This window comes from Streptomyces sp. NPDC051913 (assembly GCF_044593635.1).
In the GTDB taxonomy this organism is placed as follows: Bacteria; Actinomycetota; Actinomycetes; order Streptomycetales; family Streptomycetaceae; genus Streptomyces.
The window spans coordinates 614,236-631,998 of record NZ_JBIUCI010000004.1; the positions used below are offsets into that span (position 1 = coordinate 614,236).

18 protein-coding genes are annotated in these 17,763 nt (G+C 70.3%); 8 read left to right on the plus strand and 10 right to left on the minus strand.

What is annotated here, in order from left to right; all coding sequences use genetic code 11:
• Nucleotides 1-11 precede the first annotated feature (11 nt).
• The 3 genes from treS to ACIHIX_RS15350 form a co-directional block, all read right to left on the minus strand.
• Nucleotides 12-1,730 (minus strand): maltose alpha-D-glucosyltransferase, encoded by a 1,719-nt coding sequence (gene treS, locus ACIHIX_RS15340; RefSeq protein ID WP_399955186.1) that lies wholly within the window; start codon nucleotides 1,728-1,730, stop codon nucleotides 12-14.
• On the minus strand, nucleotides 1,727-3,706 hold the full coding sequence (locus ACIHIX_RS15345; RefSeq protein WP_399955620.1) for an alpha-1,4-glucan--maltose-1-phosphate maltosyltransferase: 1,980 nt from the start codon (nucleotides 3,704-3,706) through the stop codon (nucleotides 1,727-1,729). Before ACIHIX_RS15345 ends, treS begins: the two co-directional genes overlap by 4 nt.
• A gap of 116 nt (nucleotides 3,707-3,822) precedes the next feature.
• Nucleotides 3,823-4,122: a DUF5133 domain-containing protein gene (locus ACIHIX_RS15350; RefSeq protein ID WP_399955188.1), complete on the minus strand. Its 300-nt coding sequence runs from the start codon at nucleotides 4,120-4,122 to the stop codon at nucleotides 3,823-3,825.
• Nucleotides 4,123-4,374: 252 nt separating this feature from the next.
• On the opposite strand from ACIHIX_RS15350, the gene ACIHIX_RS15355 reads away from it, so the two are divergent.
• Nucleotides 4,375-4,860: a pep a2 gene (locus ACIHIX_RS15355; RefSeq protein WP_256783453.1), complete on the plus strand. Its 486-nt coding sequence runs from the start codon at nucleotides 4,375-4,377 to the stop codon at nucleotides 4,858-4,860.
• Between the two features lie 26 nt (nucleotides 4,861-4,886).
• Nucleotides 4,887-7,010, plus strand: a complete 2,124-nt coding sequence (gene glgX / locus ACIHIX_RS15360) for a glycogen debranching protein GlgX (protein ID WP_399955623.1) — start codon at nucleotides 4,887-4,889, stop codon at nucleotides 7,008-7,010.
• On the opposite strand, the gene ACIHIX_RS15365 is transcribed toward glgX, so the two are convergent.
• Nucleotides 6,982-7,785 carry a VOC family protein gene (locus ACIHIX_RS15365; RefSeq protein WP_399955190.1) on the minus strand — a complete coding sequence of 268 codons (804 nt, stop codon included), beginning with the start codon at nucleotides 7,783-7,785 and terminating at the stop codon, nucleotides 6,982-6,984. The genes glgX and ACIHIX_RS15365 overlap by 29 nt on opposite strands.
• 160 nt (nucleotides 7,786-7,945) lie before the next feature.
• On the opposite strand from ACIHIX_RS15365, the gene ACIHIX_RS15370 reads away from it, so the two are divergent.
• On the plus strand, nucleotides 7,946-8,278 hold the full coding sequence (locus ACIHIX_RS15370) for an ANTAR domain-containing protein (protein WP_399955192.1): 333 nt from the start codon (nucleotides 7,946-7,948) through the stop codon (nucleotides 8,276-8,278).
• A 4-nt stretch (nucleotides 8,279-8,282) separates the two neighbouring features.
• Here ACIHIX_RS15370 and ACIHIX_RS15375 read toward each other — a convergent pair whose 3' ends face one another.
• Nucleotides 8,283-9,074 carry a SigB/SigF/SigG family RNA polymerase sigma factor gene (locus ACIHIX_RS15375; protein ID WP_399955194.1) on the minus strand — a complete coding sequence of 264 codons (792 nt, stop codon included), beginning with the start codon at nucleotides 9,072-9,074 and terminating at the stop codon, nucleotides 8,283-8,285.
• Nucleotides 9,075-9,304: 230 nt separating this feature from the next.
• Here ACIHIX_RS15375 and ACIHIX_RS15380 point away from each other — a divergent pair, with 230 nt between their 5' ends.
• The 4 genes from ACIHIX_RS15380 (at nucleotide 9,305) to ACIHIX_RS15395 (ending at nucleotide 12,091) form a co-directional block, all read left to right on the plus strand.
• The gene (locus ACIHIX_RS15380) at nucleotides 9,305-9,760 is read left to right on the plus strand and encodes a MarR family winged helix-turn-helix transcriptional regulator (protein ID WP_399955196.1); all 456 of its coding nucleotides are present in this window, start codon (nucleotides 9,305-9,307) and stop codon (nucleotides 9,758-9,760) included.
• Entirely contained in the window at nucleotides 9,757-10,578 is an 822-nt protein-coding gene (locus ACIHIX_RS15385; RefSeq protein WP_399955198.1) for an ABC transporter ATP-binding protein, read from the plus strand. Before ACIHIX_RS15380 ends, ACIHIX_RS15385 begins: the two co-directional genes overlap by 4 nt.
• Nucleotides 10,538-11,383, plus strand: a complete 846-nt coding sequence (locus tag ACIHIX_RS15390; protein ID WP_399955200.1) for an ABC transporter permease — start codon at nucleotides 10,538-10,540, stop codon at nucleotides 11,381-11,383. Before ACIHIX_RS15385 ends, ACIHIX_RS15390 begins: the two co-directional genes overlap by 41 nt.
• 192 nt (nucleotides 11,384-11,575) lie before the next feature.
• Complete coding sequence (locus ACIHIX_RS15395; RefSeq protein ID WP_399955201.1) at nucleotides 11,576-12,091, plus strand: hypothetical protein; 516 nt, start codon at nucleotides 11,576-11,578, stop codon at nucleotides 12,089-12,091.
• Nucleotides 12,092-12,118: 27 nt separating this feature from the next.
• Here ACIHIX_RS15395 and hemC read toward each other — a convergent pair whose 3' ends face one another.
• From hemC to ACIHIX_RS15420, 5 genes are all read right to left on the minus strand, one after another.
• The gene (hemC, locus tag ACIHIX_RS15400; RefSeq protein ID WP_399955203.1) at nucleotides 12,119-13,054 is read right to left on the minus strand and encodes a hydroxymethylbilane synthase; all 936 of its coding nucleotides are present in this window, start codon (nucleotides 13,052-13,054) and stop codon (nucleotides 12,119-12,121) included.
• 50 nt (nucleotides 13,055-13,104) lie between these two features.
• On the minus strand, nucleotides 13,105-14,112 hold the full coding sequence (locus tag ACIHIX_RS15405) for a questin oxidase family protein (protein WP_399955206.1): 1,008 nt from the start codon (nucleotides 14,110-14,112) through the stop codon (nucleotides 13,105-13,107).
• A 98-nt stretch (nucleotides 14,113-14,210) separates the two neighbouring features.
• Nucleotides 14,211-14,990, minus strand: coding sequence for an NPP1 family protein (locus tag ACIHIX_RS15410; RefSeq protein ID WP_399955209.1), 780 nt, complete (start codon nucleotides 14,988-14,990; stop codon nucleotides 14,211-14,213).
• A 162-nt stretch (nucleotides 14,991-15,152) separates the two neighbouring features.
• Nucleotides 15,153-16,133, minus strand: a complete 981-nt coding sequence (gene ligD, locus ACIHIX_RS15415; RefSeq protein ID WP_399955211.1) for a non-homologous end-joining DNA ligase — start codon at nucleotides 16,131-16,133, stop codon at nucleotides 15,153-15,155.
• Nucleotides 16,134-16,212: 79 nt separating this feature from the next.
• Nucleotides 16,213-16,965 (minus strand): SDR family oxidoreductase, encoded by a 753-nt coding sequence (locus ACIHIX_RS15420; RefSeq protein WP_399955214.1) that lies wholly within the window; start codon nucleotides 16,963-16,965, stop codon nucleotides 16,213-16,215.
• Nucleotides 16,966-17,081: 116 nt separating this feature from the next.
• Between ACIHIX_RS15420 and ACIHIX_RS15425 the strand changes: the two genes are divergently transcribed.
• Nucleotides 17,082-17,762 carry a TetR/AcrR family transcriptional regulator gene (locus tag ACIHIX_RS15425; protein ID WP_399955217.1) on the plus strand — a complete coding sequence of 227 codons (681 nt, stop codon included), beginning with the start codon at nucleotides 17,082-17,084 and terminating at the stop codon, nucleotides 17,760-17,762.
• Nucleotide 17,763: the final 1 nt, after the last annotated feature.

Here is a 17,763-nt window from a genome sequence, read left to right on the forward strand (position 1 = left end):
TCGGCACACGCTCAAAGTCGGCGACCGATGCGGGATGCCACTCGGGAGAGCCGGAACCAGTAGAAACCGTGTCCCGCCAGCGTCAGCAGGTACGGCAGCTCACCGATGGCCGGGAACCGCACCCCGCCGAACAGCTCCACCGGGTGCCGTCCGTTGAAGGTGCTCAGGTCCAGCTCCGTGGGCTGTGCGAAGCGGGAGAAGTTGTGCACGCACAGGACCAGGTCGTCCTCGTACTCGCGAAGGAAGGCCAGTACGGCGGGGTTGGACGAGGGGAGTTCCGTGAACGTGCCGAGGCCGAACGCGGGGTTCTGCTTGCGGATCTCGATCATGCGGCGGGTCCAGTGCAGCAGCGAGGAGGGCGACGCCATCGACGCCTCGACGTTGGTGACCTGATGGCCGTAGACGGGATCCATGATGGTCGGCAGATACAGGCGCCCGGGGTCGGCCGTGGAGAAGCCCGCGTTGCGGTCCGGCGTCCACTGCATGGGGGTGCGGACGGCGTCGCGGTCGCCGAGCCAGATGTTGTCGCCCATGCCGATCTCGTCGCCGTAGTAGAGGATCGGTGAGCCGGGCAGGGACAGCAGCAGGGCGGTGAAGAGTTCGATCTGGTTGCGGTCGTTGTCGAGGAGGGGGGCGAGGCGCCGTCGGATGCCGATGTTGGCGCGCATACGCGGGTCTTTCGCGTATTCGGCCCACATGTAGTCGCGTTCCTCGTCTGTGACCATTTCGAGGGTGAGCTCGTCGTGGTTCCTGAGGAAGATGCCCCACTGGCAACTGGAAGGGATGGCGGGGGTCTTGGCGAGGATCTCCGAGACCGGGTAGCGGGATTCCCTGCGTACCGCCATGAAGATGCGGGGCATGACGGGGAAGTGGAAGGCCATGTGGCATTCGTCGCCGCCGGACTGGTAGTCGCCGAAGTAGTCGACGACGTCCTCGGGCCACTGGTTCGCCTCCGCCAGCAGCACCGTGTCCGGATACATGAGGTCGATCTCGCGGCGCACCCGCTTGAGGAACTCGTGGGAGGCGGGCAGGTTCTCGCAGTTGGTGCCCTCGGCGGCGTACAGATAGGGAACGGCGTCGAGCCGGAAGCCGTCGATGCCCAGGTCCAGCCAGAAGCGGAGGGCGGCGAGGATCTCTTCCTGGACCGCCGGGTTCTCGTAGTTGAGGTCGGGCTGGTGGGAGAAGAAGCGGTGCCAGTAGTACTGCTGGCGGACCGGGTCGAAGGTCCAGTTGGAGGTCTCGGTGTCGACGAAGATGATCCGGGCGTCCGGGTACTGCTTGTCGTCGTCGGCCCACATGTAGTAATCGCCGTAAGGGCCATCAGGGTTGGCGCGGGATTCCTGGAACCACGGGTGCTGGTCGCTGGTGTGGTTCATGACGAAGTCGATGATGACGCGCATGCCGCGCTGGTGGGCGGCGTCGACGAACTCGACGAAGTCGGCGAGGTCACCGAACTCGGGCAGGACGGCGGTGTAGTCGGAGACGTCGTAACCGCCGTCGCGCAACGGCGACTTGAAGAAGGGCGGCAGCCACAGGCAGTCGACGCCCAGCCATTGCAGGTAATCGAGTTTGGCGGTGAGGCCCTTGAGGTCGCCGACGCCGTCGCCGTTGCTGTCCTGGAAGGAGCGGACGAGCACCTCGTAGAAGACGGCGCGCTTGAACCAGTCGGGGTCCCGGTCCTTGGCCGGGGTGTCCTCGAAGGTGTCGTGGACGGGCTCGTTGACAGTCATGACGCGCTTGACCCTCCGCTCTGCGGTGTCGATGGCTGGACGTGGAGCACGTGCGCGGGGGACCGTCCCGGTTCCAGGCGCACATAGTTGCTCCTGCCCCAGCGGTAGGTCTCACCCGTCAGTTCGTCGTGCACGGACATGGATGCGTTCCCGTCCAGGCCGAGTTGCGGCATGTCCAACGAGACCGTGGCCTCCTGGGTGTGGTGGGGGTCGAGGTTGGCGATCACCACAACCGTGTCCGAGCCGGTGCGCTTGCTGTACGCGAGCACGGCGTCGTTGTCGGTGGTGTGGAAGCGGATGTTCCTGAGGCGCTGAAGGGCGGGGTGGCGGCGCCTGATGTCGTTGAGGCGGGTGATGAGAGGGGCGATGGTCTCGCTGGTGTCCCAGTCGCGAGGGCGGAGTTGGTATTTCTCGGAGTGGAGGTATTCCTCGCTGCCGTCCCTGAGGGGGGTGTTCTCGCAGAGTTCGTAGCCGCTGTAGATGCCCCAGGTGGGGGAGAGGGTGGCGGCCAGGACGGCGCGGACCTCGAAGGCGGGGCGTCCGCCGTGCTGGAGGTAGGCGTGCAGGATGTCGGGGGTGTTGGCGAAGAAGTTGGGCCGCATGGAGGCGGCGGCCTCGCCGGACAGTTCGGTGAGGTACTCGGTGAGTTCCTCTTTGGTGTTGCGCCAGGTGAAGTACGTGTAGGACTGCTGGAAGCCGATCTGCCCCAGGGTGTGCATCATGGCGGGCCGGGTGAAGGCCTCGGCGAGGAAGATGACGTCGGGGTCGGTGGTGTTGATGTCCGCGATCACCTGCTGCCAGAAGAGGACCGGTTTGGTGTGCGGGTTGTCGACGCGGAAGATCCGTACTCCGTGGTCCATCCAGTGCCGCAGGATGCGCAGGGTCTCGGCGACCAGGCCGTCGAGGTCGGCGTCGAAGGCGATGGGGTAGATGTCCTGGTACTTCTTGGGCGGGTTCTCGGCGTAGGCGATGGTGCCGTCGGGGCGGTGGTGGAACCACTCGGGGTGTTTGTGGACCCAGGGGTGGTCCGGGGAGCACTGCAACGCGAAGTCGAGGGCGATCTCCAGGCCGTGTTCCTGAGCCTTGGCGACGAAGTGGTCGAAGTCCTCGATGGTGCCCAGGTCCGGGTGGATCGCGTCGTGTCCGCCCTCGGGGGAGCCGATCGCCCAGGGCACGCCGACGTCCTGGGGGCCGGCCGACAGGGTGTTGTCGGGGCCTTTGCGGAAGGTCGTGCCGATGGGGTGGATCGGGGGGAGGTAGACGACGTCGAAGCCCATGGCGGCGATCGCGGGGAGCCTGCGGGCGGCGGTGCGGAAGGTGCCGTGGGGGCGTTCGGGGGTGCCCTCGGAGCGGGGGAAGAACTCGTACCAGGAGCCGTACAGGGCCCGTTCCCGTTCGACGAGGAGCGGCAGTGGCTCGGAGGCGGTGACGAACTCCCGCAGCGGGTGCGCGGCCAGCACCGCGTCCACCTCTGGCGTCAACGCCGCCGCCAACCGGGTGGAGACGGTCAGTGAGTCGTCGTGCAAAGTGTCCGCCGCGGCCTGCACCAGGGCCCGTTCCGGGCCGTCGGGGACCCCCGCGGCCGCTCGGTGGTGGAGGTCGGCGCCCTGCTCCAGGACGAGCCCCACGTCGATGCCGGCGGGGATCTTGATGCCGGCGTGGTGGCGCCAGGTGCTGATCGGATCGCCCCATGCCTCCACGTGGAAGGTCCACCGTCCCGTCGAGCCAGGGGTGACCTCCGCACCCCAGCGGTCGGTGCCGGGGGCGAGTTCACGCATCGGCGTCCAGGGGCCGGGGCGGCCCTCGGGATCGGTGAGGACGACGTTGGCGGCGACCGCGTCATGGCCCTCACGGAACACGGTCGCGGTGACCTGGAAGGTCTCGCCGGCGACCGCCTTGGCCGGGCTGCGGCCGCCGTCGACGGCGGGCCGGACATCCCGGACCGGGATACGGCCGATGGTGTCCCTCGCGCTCATGTCCTTCGCGCTCGTGGACCTGCTCATGCGTCTCGTCCTCATGGGGGCTCGCCTCTGCCGTGCCGAGGGCCGGGCCATGAGGCCCGGCCGGGGATCCAAGCTGCGCCGGAAGGGGTCTACCTCCCCGCGGAAGAACGCGTGAGCAGCACCGGCGGCCCCCGGTGGACCGGGGTGGTGGCACAGAGCTGCGCGTCCTGCTCCTGGAGGTAGGTGACGAGGCTGGTCCGCAGATAGCGTTCGGCGGCGTCGGCGGCCTCCCGGGCACAGCGCTTCCCCATCAGCACACAGAGGGTGTAGCCCGAGTCCTCGAAGGTGGCCCGTACGGTGCGGTCGGCGGGGGAGGCGAGCATCACGCGCTCCCAGGCCCGGTACCGCCGCAGTTGCCGGGCGACTTCGGCCTTGGCCGGTAGCAGCATGGTGCGGTTCACCTTCCATGGGGAGTTTCACTCATGGTGCACGGGTGGCGACGCAACGTCTTGTTGGAGCTTCAACCATCGCTGGTGGAACGGGCCGTGGCCTGGGTCGACGCGCTCGTGTTGCACGAATGGCGTAGCCCCCGCACGCTTGAGGTCACTCAGGAGCGATCATTGCTCACGCTACGCGTTCGGGGCTCGTCCCAAAGGGGCGAGAGGCGGAAGTGGAGCTTCGCCGGTGAGGAGCCAACGAAGATGAAGACCGCAGTGCCCTGCTACTACCACCTCGACGTGGAAGTCACCCCGGAGCGGGTCGGCCAGGTCAAGCGCATTCTGGCCGCTCATCTCCGGTACTGGGATCTCGACACCCTCGTCGAGCCCGTCTGTCGCGGTGCCGAAATGCTGTTGAAGGCCATCGACGAGCACGCGACCGACAAGGAGACGTCGATCGAGATGTGGTGGAACGGCCAGCATCTGATCACCGCGATCGGTGACAACGACCGCGATCTGCGCCCGGACCAGGACCTCCGCGGCTGTCTGGCGCACATCGCCGCGATGAGCGACGGGTGGGGCTGCTGCGCCACCGAGACCGGCAGCAAGGTCATCTGGTTCTCGCAGCGCGCCCGGGCCGGCGAGCGGGTCCCGCTGGTGCCGACGGCACCAGCGCCGAGCCTGCGCGAGGTGCTTCAGGTGCCGCGCGAGGAACCGGTCGTCGGCGGCGTCCTGGAGGACGCCCGGTGACCGCGGAACGCCGACGCACGGCAGGGGTGCCCGTCTGGAACGGGCACCCCTACCCGTTGGGTGCCTCGTTCGACGGCAAGGGCACCAACTTCGCGCTGTTCAGCGAGGTCGCCGAGTGTGTGGAGCTGGTCCTCGTCGAGGACGACGGCAGCCACCACAGCGTTCCGCTCGCCGAGGTCGACGGCTTCGTGTGGCACTGCTATCTGCCCGGGATCGGTCCGGGCCAGCGGTACGGCTACCGGGTGCACGGACCCTGGCAGCCGGAACTCGGCCACCGCTGCGATCCGGCGAAACTCCTCCTGGACCCGTACGCCAGGGCGGTGGACGGCCGGATGGACAACGACCCCTCGCTCTACGACCCCGAAGCGGACAGCGCCGGGCACACCCTGCTCGGCGTGGTCACGGACCCCGCCTTCGACTGGGGTACGGACAGCCCACCCCGGCGGCCCTACGCGGACACGGTCATCTACGAGGCCCATGTCCGCGGCCTGACCCGCACCCATCCCGACGTCCCCGCCGAACTCCGCGGCACCTACGCCGGGTTGGCCCACCCCGCGGTCCTCGAACATCTGACGTCCCTCGGCGTGACCGCGGTCGAGCTGATGCCGGTGCACCAGTTCGTGCACGACGGGGTGCTCCAGGACCGCGGTCTGTCCAACTACTGGGGCTACAACACCATCGGCTTCTTCGCCCCGCACAACGCCTACGCCGCCCAGGGCGGCCGCGGCGGGCAGGTCGCCGAGTTCAAGGCGATGGTGAAGGCGCTGCACGCGGCCGGCCTCGAAGTGATCCTGGACGTCGTCTACAACCACACCGCCGAGGGCAACGAGCGGGGGCCCACCCTCTCCTTCCGCGGCATCGACAACGCCTCCTACTACCGTCTGGTGGACGGCGACTGGGGCCACTACTACGACACCACCGGCACCGGCAACAGCCTGCTGATGCGCCACCCGTACGTCCTTCAGCTGATCATGGACTCGCTGCGCTACTGGGTGACCGAGATGCATGTCGACGGCTTCCGCTTCGATCTCGCGGCGACCCTGGCCCGGCAGTTCCACGAGGTGGACCGCCTGTCGGCGTTCTTCGACCTGATCCAGCAGGACCCGGTGATCAGCCGCGTCAAACTGATCGCGGAGCCGTGGGACGTGGGCGAGGGCGGCTACCAGGTCGGCAACTTCCCGCCGCTGTGGTCGGAGTGGAACGGCAAGTACCGGGACACCGTACGGGACTTCTGGCGCGGCGAGCCGGGCTCGCTCGGCGAGTTCGCGTCCCGGCTGACCGGCTCCTCCGACCTGTACCAGCGCAACCGGCGCCGACCGCGCGCCAGCGTCAACTTCGTCACCGCGCACGACGGTTTCACCCTGCGCGACCTCGTCTCGTACAACGACAAGCACAACGAGGCCAACGGGGAGGGTAATCGGGACGGCGAGAGCGTCAACCGGTCCTGGAACTGCGGGTTCGAGGGCGACACCGACGCCTGTGACGTCCGGGAACTGCGCGCCCGCCAGCAGCGCAATCTCCTCGCCACCCTGCTGCTGTCACAGGGCATCCCCATGCTGTGTCACGGCGACGAACTGGGCCGTACCCAGCGCGGCAACAACAACGCCTACTGCCAGGACAACGAAGTCTCCTGGATCGACTGGCGGTTGACCGGGGAGCAGCGTGACCTCGCCGACTTCACCGCTCGCCTCGTCGCCCTGCGCGCCGCCCATCCGGTGCTGCGCCGCCGTCGTTTCTTCCGCGGCGAGACCGTGACCTACGCGGGCCAGCCGCTGCCCGACCTCGTGTGGTTCGCGCCGGACGCGCGCGAGATGACGGACGGCGACTGGCTGCGGCCCGACGCGCACTCCGTCGGTGCCTTCCTCAACGGCGACGCCATCGCCGAGCCGGACTCCTGCGGCCGCCCCGTGGTCGACGACTCGTTCCTGCTGCTGCTCAACAGCTACTGGGAGCCGGTGGGCTTCCGGCTGCCGGAGGCGGCGTACGGCGAACGCTGGACGACGCTGATCGACACCGCAGAACCCCAAGGGGCGGAGGAGACGGAGCACAAGGCGGAGTCGGTGGTGAGTGTCGCGGCGCGCAGCCTCGTGCTGTTGTCACGGCCCTCGGCGGGCGCCCCGGTCAGCGGGCGCGACGCGCCGTCACCGTGAACTGGGCGCCGTCGGGGTCCCGCAGCACGGCCTCGGCGCCGGACTTGGACAGGACGCTGCCGCCGTGGACCTCCGCGGCGCGTGTGCACGCGGAGACGTCGGACACGAAGAAGTGCACCTGCCAGTGCGGGCGGATCGTGGGATCGGGCGCGGCGCCCAGCGCGCCCGACTCGATCCGGGCCACGATGTCGCCCTCGCTGCGCAGCACCACCTCGCCGCCCTCGTAGGTGACCTCGCAGCCCCCGGGTCGCTTCGAGGCCCAGTCGAGGATCTCGCCGTAGAAGATGGCGGCGTCGAAGGCGTCGCGGGTGTGCAGTCGGATGAAGGTCGGGGCCGCGCGGCGCCAGCTCTCCCAGTCGGAGAAGAGTTCGCCCTCCCAGATCCCGAAGGTCGCCCCGTCCCGGTCGGCCAGCAGCGCCGCGCGTCCGGGCGGCAGGGACAGTGGCCCGACCGCGGCCGTACCGCCCCGCTCCTGGGCCCGGGCCACGGTCTCGTCCGCGCTGCGTACGGCGAAGTACGGCGTCCAGGCCACCGCCATCTGCAACATCGAGGCGACCGCGGCGATCCCGGCCACCGGCGTGCCGTCCACCAGCGCCATCCGGAACCGGTCGCCCAGCTCGGCCGACCGCCACTCCCAGCCGAGGACGGCGGAGTAGAACGCCTCGGTGGCCTCCAGGTCGCGGCTGGTCAGGCTCACCCAGCAGGGCGCGCCGAACACGGAGTGCGTGGAGACGACATCCGTCGTACCACCGGGAAGCTTCATGTCGTGATTCATGGCAGTCGCGTCCTGACCTCGCCGGCCGGCAGCCACCGGTCCTGTTTCCAGTGTCCAACCGGAACTGTGCCGGGCGCCTGCCGAGTACCCTCGCGGCGCGCCCGAAACGACCTCGCGGGCCCAGTGGCATTGGGCCGGTCGAATGACGAGGATGGGGGATGTGACCCCAGGATCGCACGACCCGTCCGACGAGGTCGGCCGCATCTTCGAGCTGCAGGAAGAAGTCGAGCAGCTGAAGGAGGCCGTCACCTCGCACGCCGTGGTGGACCAGGCGATCGGCATGATGGTGGCCCTGGGGCGGGTGACGCCGGACGAGGGCTGGGTGGTCCTGAAGGACGTGTCCCAGCGCACGAACATCAAGCTCCGCAACGTCGCCGACCTCATCCTGATCTGGGGCCGCGACGGGGAGATGCCCCCGGAGATCCGGGCGGAGCTGGAGGCCGCTCTCGACCGTCACGGTCCGACCCAGATCCCCGAGGCCCCCTCGGAGTGACGGCTCAGCGCGCCTCCTCCTCCAGTTCGGTGCGCAGCTTGGCGAAGCAGGCGGTGAGCAGCCGGGAGACGTGCATCTGCGAGATGCCGAGCTGCCGCGCGATGCTGCTCTGCGTCATGCCTCGGAAGAAGCGCAGGTAGAGAATGGTCTGCTCGCGTTCCGGGAGGGCCAGCAGGCAGGGTGCGACGGAGACCCGGTCGACGACCACGTCGTAGCCGGGGTCGGCGTCGCCGAGCGCGTCGCCGAGGGCGTACCCGTCGGTGCCGGGCATCTCGGCCTCCAGTGACAGCGCGGAGAAGCACTCCAGCGCCTCCATGCCGGTGCGCACCTCGTCCTCGCTCAGCTGGGCGTGCTCGGCGATCTCGGCGACGGTCGGGGCGCGGCCGGGCGTCGTCTGTGACAGCTCCTTCGCGGAGCGCCGGACACGGTTGCGCAGGTCCTGGACCCGGCGCGGTACGTGCAGCGTCCACATGTGGTCACGGAAGTGGCGCTTGATCTCGCCGGTCACGGTCGGGACGGCGTACGCCTCGAAGGCGTGCCCGCGCTTCGGGTCGTAGTGGTCCACGGCCTTGACCAGGCCGAGGGCGGCGACCTGGTACAGGTCCTCCAGGGACTCGCCGCGGCCCTTGAAGCGGACGGCGATCCGCTCGGCCATGGGCAGCCACAGGCGGATCAGCTCGTCGCGCAGGGCTCGGCGTTCGGGTCCGTCCGGCAGGTCGGCCAGACGTACGAAGGCTTCGGTGGTGTCGGGGGCATCGTCGTGCGGGTGCGGCTTCGTCCTGGTCGTGACAGGCATCGTGCGCACCTCCCTCAGCGGGGGTCGGCTGGGACAGACACCATGGGAGGAGGGCTGCGCGGACGAGAGCGGAGGACGCCGGGGCCGAGGAGCGGCTCCCATGGACGTGCCTCCTGTCCGAAGCACATAAATGCGAATTCCCGTTATAAAACCTCCCAAACGACATTCGGCTCATCGCTTTGACTCTCTCTTGGGTTCATTACCTCTGCTACAGAGCTAATGTCGGCGATGTGGAACAGGAGACCTTCCCGGACGAGCTGGCCGACGCGCTCGTCGGGGTCCAGCGGCTGATCCGGCGCCGGCTGCGTCGGGAGATGCCCGCCCCGCAGCTGCGCGGCGCCGAGGTGGAGCTGCTGCGGCTCGTGGTGGCCCGGCCCGGCATCGGCATCTCGGACGCCGCCAAGGACCTCTACCTGGCGGGCAACTCGGTGTCGACGCTGGTCAACCAGCTGGCCCGGCAGGGCTATCTGGTCCGTGAGACCGACCCCGCCGACCGGCGGGCGGCCCGGCTGATGCCGACACCGGCGGCCGAGGCGCGGCTCGGCGAATGGCGCCGGCGGCGCGCCGACCTCGTACGCCAACAGGTCGCCAGGCTCGACGAGGCGGACCGGGACGCACTGGCCGCGGCCGTACCGGCCCTGCGGCTGCTGGCCGGGAACCTGCGTGAGGAAGGGGAGGAGTCATGACCCAGGACGCCGTCGCGTGCACCGGGCTCGCCTACGCCTTCGGCGGCACGCGCGCCGTGGACGGACTCGATCTGACCGTGGCCGAGGGAGAGGTCTTCGGACTGCTCGGCCCCAACGGTGCCGGGAAGACCACCGCGATCCGCTGCATCACCACCCTGCTGCCGGTACCGGCGGGCATGGTCCGGGTCTTCGGGCACGACACCGCCACGGAGCGGATGGCCGTACGACGGCTGCTCGGTTACGTCCCGCAGCAGCTGTCCGCCGACCAGAGCCTGACCGGCCGCGAGAACGTCGCCCTGTTCGCCCGCGTCTTCGACGTGCCCCGCCGGGAACGCGCCGCACGCGTCGGACAGGCCCTCGCCGCCGTCGACCTCACCGATGCCGCCGACCGGCTCGCCAAGACCTACTCCGGCGGCATGGTCCGCCGCCTCGAACTCGCCCAGGCCCTGGTCAGCGCGCCCCGGCTGCTGATCCTGGACGAGCCGACCATCGGCCTCGACCCGATCGCCCGCACCGGGGTGTGGGAGCACATCAACGCCGTCCGCGCGGCCACCGGCATGACGGTCCTCGTCACCACCCACTACATGGACGAGGCCGACCAGTACTGCGACCGGGTCGGCCTCATGCACCACGGCCGTGTCCGCGCCCTCGGCACCCCCGCCGAACTGCGCCAGGGCCTCGCCGCACGCCGCGGCACGACCACCCTGCCCACCCTTGAGGACGTCTTCCGCGAGGTCGCGGGCAGCGGTCTCGACGACGAGTCAGGAGACTTCCGCGATGTCCGAAGCACCCGCCGTACCGCAGGCCGTGTCGGCTGACGGCATCAACCTGCTGCTCCAGGCGCCCCGGCCCCGGGCGGGCTGGCGGCTGCTGCCCGCCCGGGTCGGTGCCATGTGCGTTGTCGAACTGCAGAAACTGCGCCACGACCGCACCGAGCTCTACACCCGCGCGGTCCAGCCGGCCCTCTGGCTGCTGATCTTCGGCCAGACCTTCACCCGCATCAAGGCGATCCCCACCGACGGCATCCCCTACATCGACTACCTCGCGCCCGGGATCATCGCCCAGTCCGCGATGTTCATCGCCATCTTCTACGGCATCCAGATCATCTGGGAACGCGACGCGGGCATCCTCAACAAGCTCCTCGTCACCCCGACCCCGCGCTCGGCGCTGATCACCGGCAAGGCCTTCGCGGCCGGTGTGAAGTCGCTCGTGCAGGCCGTGGTCGTCGTCCTCATCGCCGCCGTGCTCGGGGTCGCCCTGACCTGGAACCCGCTGAAGCTGCTCGGTGTCGCCGCGGTCGTCGTCCTCGGCTCGGCGTTCTTCTCCTGTCTGTCGATGACCATCGCCGGCATCGTCCTCAGCCGCGACCGGCTGATGGGTTTCGGACAGGCCATCACCATGCCGCTGTTCTTCGGCTCCAACGCCCTCTACCCGCTCTCCGTCATGCCCGGCTGGCTCCAGGCGGTCAGCAAGGTCAACCCGCTCAGCTATCAGGTGGACGCCCTGCGCGGCCTGCTCCTCGGCACGCCGGCACACCTCGCGCTCGATTTCGCGGTGCTCCTCGTCGCCGCCGCGCTCGGCATCGCCGCGGCCTCCTCACTGCTCGGCCGGCTCGCGCGCTGATCATGCGCGCGGACGTGATGTGCGGCACGCCCCGCCCACCGCGCGAGCACCGCTCCGGGCGGATTCTTCCTGCGCACGGCATGATCGCTGATCAAAGGGGGTGAATGGGCTGGCCACAGCGCATTCTGCTCATTTGACAGTGCACTGAGCACACAGATAGGAAGCAGCTCTCTGAGGGTGGAGAGGTGGATTGTGTACGAGCCGAACGTGGTCGGGGACTGGCAGGAGTACGACGAGCATGCCGGTCTGCGTGTCCGCGTCCACCGTCTGGAGGCCTCGGAGCCACCACGCGGACGGGACGACGCCGCTGAGGGGCTCACGTACTTCAGTGTCCGGGTGACCGTCGAGAACCGTGGCAGCCGGCACTCCACCATCCACCTGGAGGACGGCCAGATCGACGTCCGGGTCGGCCCCGACGGCGAGAGCGCGTTCATCGACTGGCGCAACTCGCAGTTCATCGAGGGCTTCGACGTCTACCCCCTGCGCCGGGCCACGGTGGTGCTCTACGCGGCCGGCCCCGAGGCGTCCCTGCACCAGGTCGACGTGCAGATCCAGCTGCGCGTCGACGAGGAGTGGGCCGAGCGCCGGCTGTGGAGCGGCGGGATCGGCCTGCTGGAGGGAACGGTCCAGCCGGGGGCCGCCCGGGAGGGCCTGGCCTGCCAGGTCAGCAACTTCCTGCGGGACCAGGCCGAAGAGGGCACCGCCTGACGGCGGTGCCGCGTACCGGTGCCGCGGTCAGTGCGGGATGCCGTCGATGATCTCGCGGGCACCCTGACGCAGCAGCGCCACGGCCACCGAGGTGCCGAGCGTCGCCGGGTCGAGACGGCCCGCCCACTCGTGGGCGTTCAGCCGCGTCTTGCCGTCCGGGGTGAACACGCAGGCCCGCAGCGACAGTTCGCCGCCGTGGTCCACGCGCGCGTACCCGGCGATCGGGCTGTTGCAGTGTCCCTGGAGGACGTGCAGGAACATGCGCTCCGCGGTGGCCTCCCGGTGCGTGTCCGGATCGCCGAGGCCGCTGACCGCGTCGATGAGCGCGGTGTCGCCCTCCCGGCACTGCAGGGCGAGGATTCCCGCGCCGATCGGCGGCATCATCGTCTCGGGGGACAGGATCTCGCTGATCACGTCCTCGCGGCCGATGCGTTCGAGGCCCGAGGCCGCGAGCAGCAGGGCGTCCGCCTCCCCGGCCGCCAGCTTCGCCAGCCGGCGGTTGGCGTTGCCACGGAACGGCACACACTGTAGATGCGGGTGCGTGGCGGCCAGTTGGGCCACCCGGCGCACCGAGGAGGTGCCGATCCGGGTGCCCTCGGGCAGCTCGTCCAGGGTGAGCCCGGCGGGGTGGATCAGCGCGTCGCGGATGTCGTCGCGCTTGAGGAAGGCGGCGAACGTGGTGCCGGCCGGAAGCGGCCGGTCGGCGGGCACGTCCTTCACACAGTGCACCGCGAGATCGGCCTGGCCGGCCAGCAGGGCCGCGTCGACCTCCTTGGTGAACGCCCCCTTGCCCTCGACCTGGGACAGGTCGCCCAGCCACTTGTCGCCGGTCGTCCTCACCGGCACGACCTCGGTGCGCACCCCGGGATGAAGGGCGGTCAACTCGGCGCGGACACGCTCCACTTGGGCCAGCGCCATGGGCGAGTCGCGGGAGACGATACGGATCAGTTCGGGCACGGACATGCGGACACGATAGACCCTCCCGGTGGAGTGTCCGTGCCGTACCGGCCGGATCAGACCAGGGGGTCGCTCATCTCCATCGAGCGCAGCGCCGCCGCCAGCGCCTGCTCGTCGCCGACGTCCAGGGCCGTGTCGGTGAGTTTGATGACGTGCTCGTCGCCGTGGGCGAGGGCGCGCTCCAGGACCTCCTCCGCGGTGAGACGGGCGGGCGGTGTGTGGACCACCGGTTCCACCGGGGCGTACATCGCGGTCACCGCGGCGGACGCGGTCCACGCCGCGTGCAGGCTGGGTGCCCACAGCTCGCGGGGCAGCGAATCCAGGCTGCGCAGCACGGCGTTGGGGGCGGTGGCCGCGTGCACCAGCATGGTCGGCTCGCCGTGCCCGTGGGTGGCGTAGCGGTGGGTCGCCGCGTGGACGAGCTCGGTGAGCCGGGCGCGGGCGGTGTCCGGGTCGCTCACGTCGTCCGCCCAGAGGGGCAGTTGGCGTACGGCGGCCAGTCGGTTCCTGAAGCCGACGGTGCCGGGCGCGATGGCCGGTACGGCGTCCAGGGCCCGGGCGGCGGTCGGCGCGCCCGGCAGGGTGGCGACGCCGGTCACCGGCTGATGCCGGGCCGCCCAGTAGCCGAGGGCGTGCGCGAACTCGGTCAGGCGGGGCGCGTTCTCCTCGGCCTCCAGGGCGCGCACGGCGTGGCCGACGCGGATGATGGTGTGGGTGGCGCCGCCGTACATGCCGGACAGCAGGCGTGGCCACCAGGTGGCGAGGACGTCCCGCCAGGGGTGTTCGGCCAGGGTGCGGGAGTAGAAGTCGATCCAGTCCGCTATCCGGCGCGGATCGCCCAGCGCCTCGGCCCAGTTGGCCTCCGTGACCGGCTCCGCGCGGTCGGGGAAGTCCTCCAGCCTGTCCCGGTACAGGTCCACCCAGCGGTGGACCGCGCCCTCCTGCCCGTGTGCCGCCAGTGCCTCGACGACCATCGGCGCGTGGTTCGTGAGCCAGCCGTCGAACTCCGGGCCGGCGGCGTGGAGGCGGTCGAGGGCTTCTTCGAGGTGTCCGGTCGTCGTCATGGTCGGACGGTATGCCGGGCGGGGGTGCGTCGTGATCGGGCGGGGGACGGAAACCCGCGGGCGCGGGACCTAGGTCCCGCGCCCGAGGACGTGACGGGTCAGGCGTTGGGGTCGAACGCGATGCCGGACGGCTTGGCCGAGGTGAGATGCGCGGCGAAGTTCGCGTCCTTGAGACCGAAGTTGGCGCTGCCGAAGTCGTAGGCGCTGAGCTTGTCGCGGAGGGCCGTGGACGGGTAGCCGTTCCAGCCGACCAGCGGCGGGTACTGCCAGGTGCCCTTGGCGTTCTCCGGCGGCTCGTCATTGGAGTTGGCGAGCCGGAAGCAGTGGGTGCTGATGCCGTCCTTGTGGTAGACGATCTTCGCGTGGGTGCCGTCGAAACGGACAGCGGAGGCGGCGCTCACCGTGAACGAGCCGTGGTTGGACGTCGACACGTACTGGACCGTGCCGTTCTGCACCCAGATCACGACGTGTTCCCAGTCGTGCCGGTGGCCGCCGATGCTGCTGTTGGCGAGGGCCTGGTCCTTCTCGAAGTACAGGCCGTACATGTAGGCGCACCAGCCGTTGTTGCACTTGTAGCGCGAGTAGCTGTTGGTGTTGTTCAGGTCCGAGAGGTCGTGGCAGTCGCCGCTCAGCGAACCGGTCGGGTTCAGGCCGCCGTTGACGGTCCCGTCGGGGCCGATCGCCGGCGAGGAGTAGCAGCCGTCGGTGTCGTAGTCGAAGGCGGGCTGGTAGGTGTACTCGGCGGCCTCGGCGTTGGTCGGCAGCGCCGAGGGCGGGGCGGCCAGGGCCGTACTGGGGAAGCCGAGCACGAGGGCGGCGGCGCCGGCCAGGCCGACGACCCATCTCTTGCGGTGGGTTCCGGAGGTTTTCGACGACACTGCGTCCTCCTCTTGGTGCGGGCGCAGCCCAACGGCTGTGGGGGAGAGGGAAGTTCCACTTCCCGGGCCAGGACAGCTTCCCGGCTTTTCATGTCCGCGCCAAGAGGTCGTAAGCGACTCATAGGTAACAAGCGTCCGAACGCTTGGATCTTGTTCGAGATCTCAGACCGGATCGTCCGGCAGATCGGCCGCCGAGTCCTCCGCGGCGAGGTCGGGACGCAGTCGCAGCCATGAGGGTTGGCGCAGCAGGCCCGCACGCGTCCGGGTGCTGTAGCGGACCTCACCGACCAGGCGGGGCAGGACCCAGTGGGCGCCCGCGACGCGCGGCACCGGGTCGAAGGGGCAGCCGTCCGTGGCGGCGGCCCGCAACAGCTCGGCGAGCTGCGTCCGTTCCGCTTCGCTCCACCCCGTACCGACACTGCCGACGTAGCGCAGTCGCCCGGCGCTCCGTTGCCCCACCAGGACCGAGCCCGGCAGCCCGGTGAGCCGTCCCTTGCCGGGCAGCCAACCGCCGACGATCACGTCCTCGCTGTGCATGTTCCGGATCTTGATCCAGGCGCGGGAACGCACCCCGGGCTCGTACACCGAGTCCAGCCGCTTGCAGACGAGGCCCTCCAGGCCGTGCGCGCGGGTCGCCTCCAGGGCCTGCGCGCCGTGTCCGACGAGGGCGCCGGGCGTGGACCAGAACGGGCCCTCCAGACCCAGCTGCTGAAGCTGTTCGCGCCGTCGCAGATAGGGCCGCGCGATCAACGGCCGCCCCGCCAGGTGCAGCAGGTCGAACAGCACCAGATGGACCGGCGTCTCGGCGGCCTTCCGCGCGGCCCGGGCGGGTGCGTGGGCCAGTCCCATCCGCGACTGGAGCAACTGGAAGTCGGCGCGCCCCTGTTCGTCGAGCGCCAGGATTTCCCCGTCCAGGACGGCTGCGGCCCCGCCGAGCGTGCCGCCCAGTGAGCCGAGTTCCGGGTAGGCGGCGGTGATGTCCTCCCCGGAGCGGGCGCGCAGCAGCACGCTTCCGTCCCCGGCCAGGTAGGCCACGACGCGCTGGCCGTCCTGCTTGGTCTCGTAGGCCCAGCGGTCGTCCTGCGTGGCGGGCGGCAGGGTGCCGGGGGTGGCCAGCATGGGTGGGATCAGGGGGAGGCTCACGGCTCAGTTGTCGACGCGCCCCCGCTCCCGCACGCGCGCGGGGGCGCGGTTTCCCCTGAACGGCGGCGAGGAGGCGGCCTCAGATGATGCCGCCGTTGGCCCGCAGCACCTGCCCGTTGACCCATCGGCCGGCGGGACCGACCAGGAACGACACCACCGAGGCGATGTCCTGCGGGGTGCCGAGGCGCTCCAGCGGGGGCTGCGCGGCCAGCCGGGCGACCGTCTCCTCGTCCTTGCCGTCCAGGAAGAGGTCGGTGGCGGTCGGTCCCGGCGCCACCACGTTCACGGTCACGTCACGGCCACGCAGCTCCCGCGCGAGGATCAGCGTCAGCGCCTCGACCGCGCCCTTGCTCGCGGCGTACGCCCCGTAGCCGGGGAAGGCGAGACCGACGACCGAGGACGAGAAGTTGACGAGGGCCCCGCCCGGACGCAGTCGTCGGGCGGCCTGCTGGTCGACGGCGAAGGTGCCGCGGATGTTGGTGCGGTACAGCGCGTCGAGGTCGGCGAGGTCCAGCTCCGCGACCGGGGCCAGCGGCATCCGGCCCGCCGCGTGCACGACCACGTCCACCCCGCCGTACACCGTCTCCGCCTGGTCGAACAGTGCGGCGACCTCGGTCTCGTCGCCCACGTCCGCGCGAGTGGCGACGGCGCTGCCGCCCTCCGCCCCGATCGCGGCCACGACCTCGTCGGCCGCCTCCTTGTTGCCCGCGTAGCCGACCACGACGGCGAAACCGTCGGTCGCGAGCCGGCGGGCGACCTGTCGTCCGATGCCGCGCGAACCGCCGGTCACGATCGCGACGCGCTGTCCGGTGCCGGGGTCGATGGTGGTCATGATGGCTCCCTCATGAGTTAGCGACGCTACGTTCATCTCGTAGCGACGATAACACAGGGCCGTAGCGATGCTATTCCCTCTTCGTATCGGCGCTACGAATGTCGTACCGTGCACCCATGGACGCGAGGGAAAAGATCCTGGAAGCCGCCGCGCGACTGCTGGCCGAGGCGCCGGCCGCCGAGGTCTCGACGCGGGCCGTGTGCGAGGCGGCCGGGGTCGGGGCACCGATGCTCTACCGGCTCTTCGGCGACAAGGCCGGACTGCTGGCCGCCGTGGTGGACCGGGGATTCGAGCAGTACCTCGCCTCCAAGCGGGCCGCCCGCCCCGGCGACGACCCGGTCGCGGACCTCAGGAGCGGCTGGGACAACCATCTGCGCTTCGCGCTGGAGCACCCCCACCACTACCGCCTGATGTACTCGCCCGAGCTGACCGTCCCGCCCGCCGCGGCACGCGAGGCCCACGCCCTGCTGCACGCGATCCTCGAACGCTGCGCGGCGGCCGGACGCCTCACCGTGCCGCCCGCCGTGGCCACGCAGGTGATCATGTCGGCCAACGTCGGGGCGGCCCTGTCGATGCTCACCAGGCCGGAGCAGTACCCGGACCCCGGCTTCGCGGCACGGCTGCGCGACGCGGTGATCGACTCGCTGACCCGCGCCGCCGCGCCGCAGCCGGCGGACGGGGTGCCCGTCGTCGCCGCCACGCTCGGGGCCCGGCTGCGCGCCGACCCGCCGCAGACCTTCACCGGGGCGGAGTCGGCCCTGCTCCAGCAGTGGCTGGACACCCTCGCCGACGGCTGAG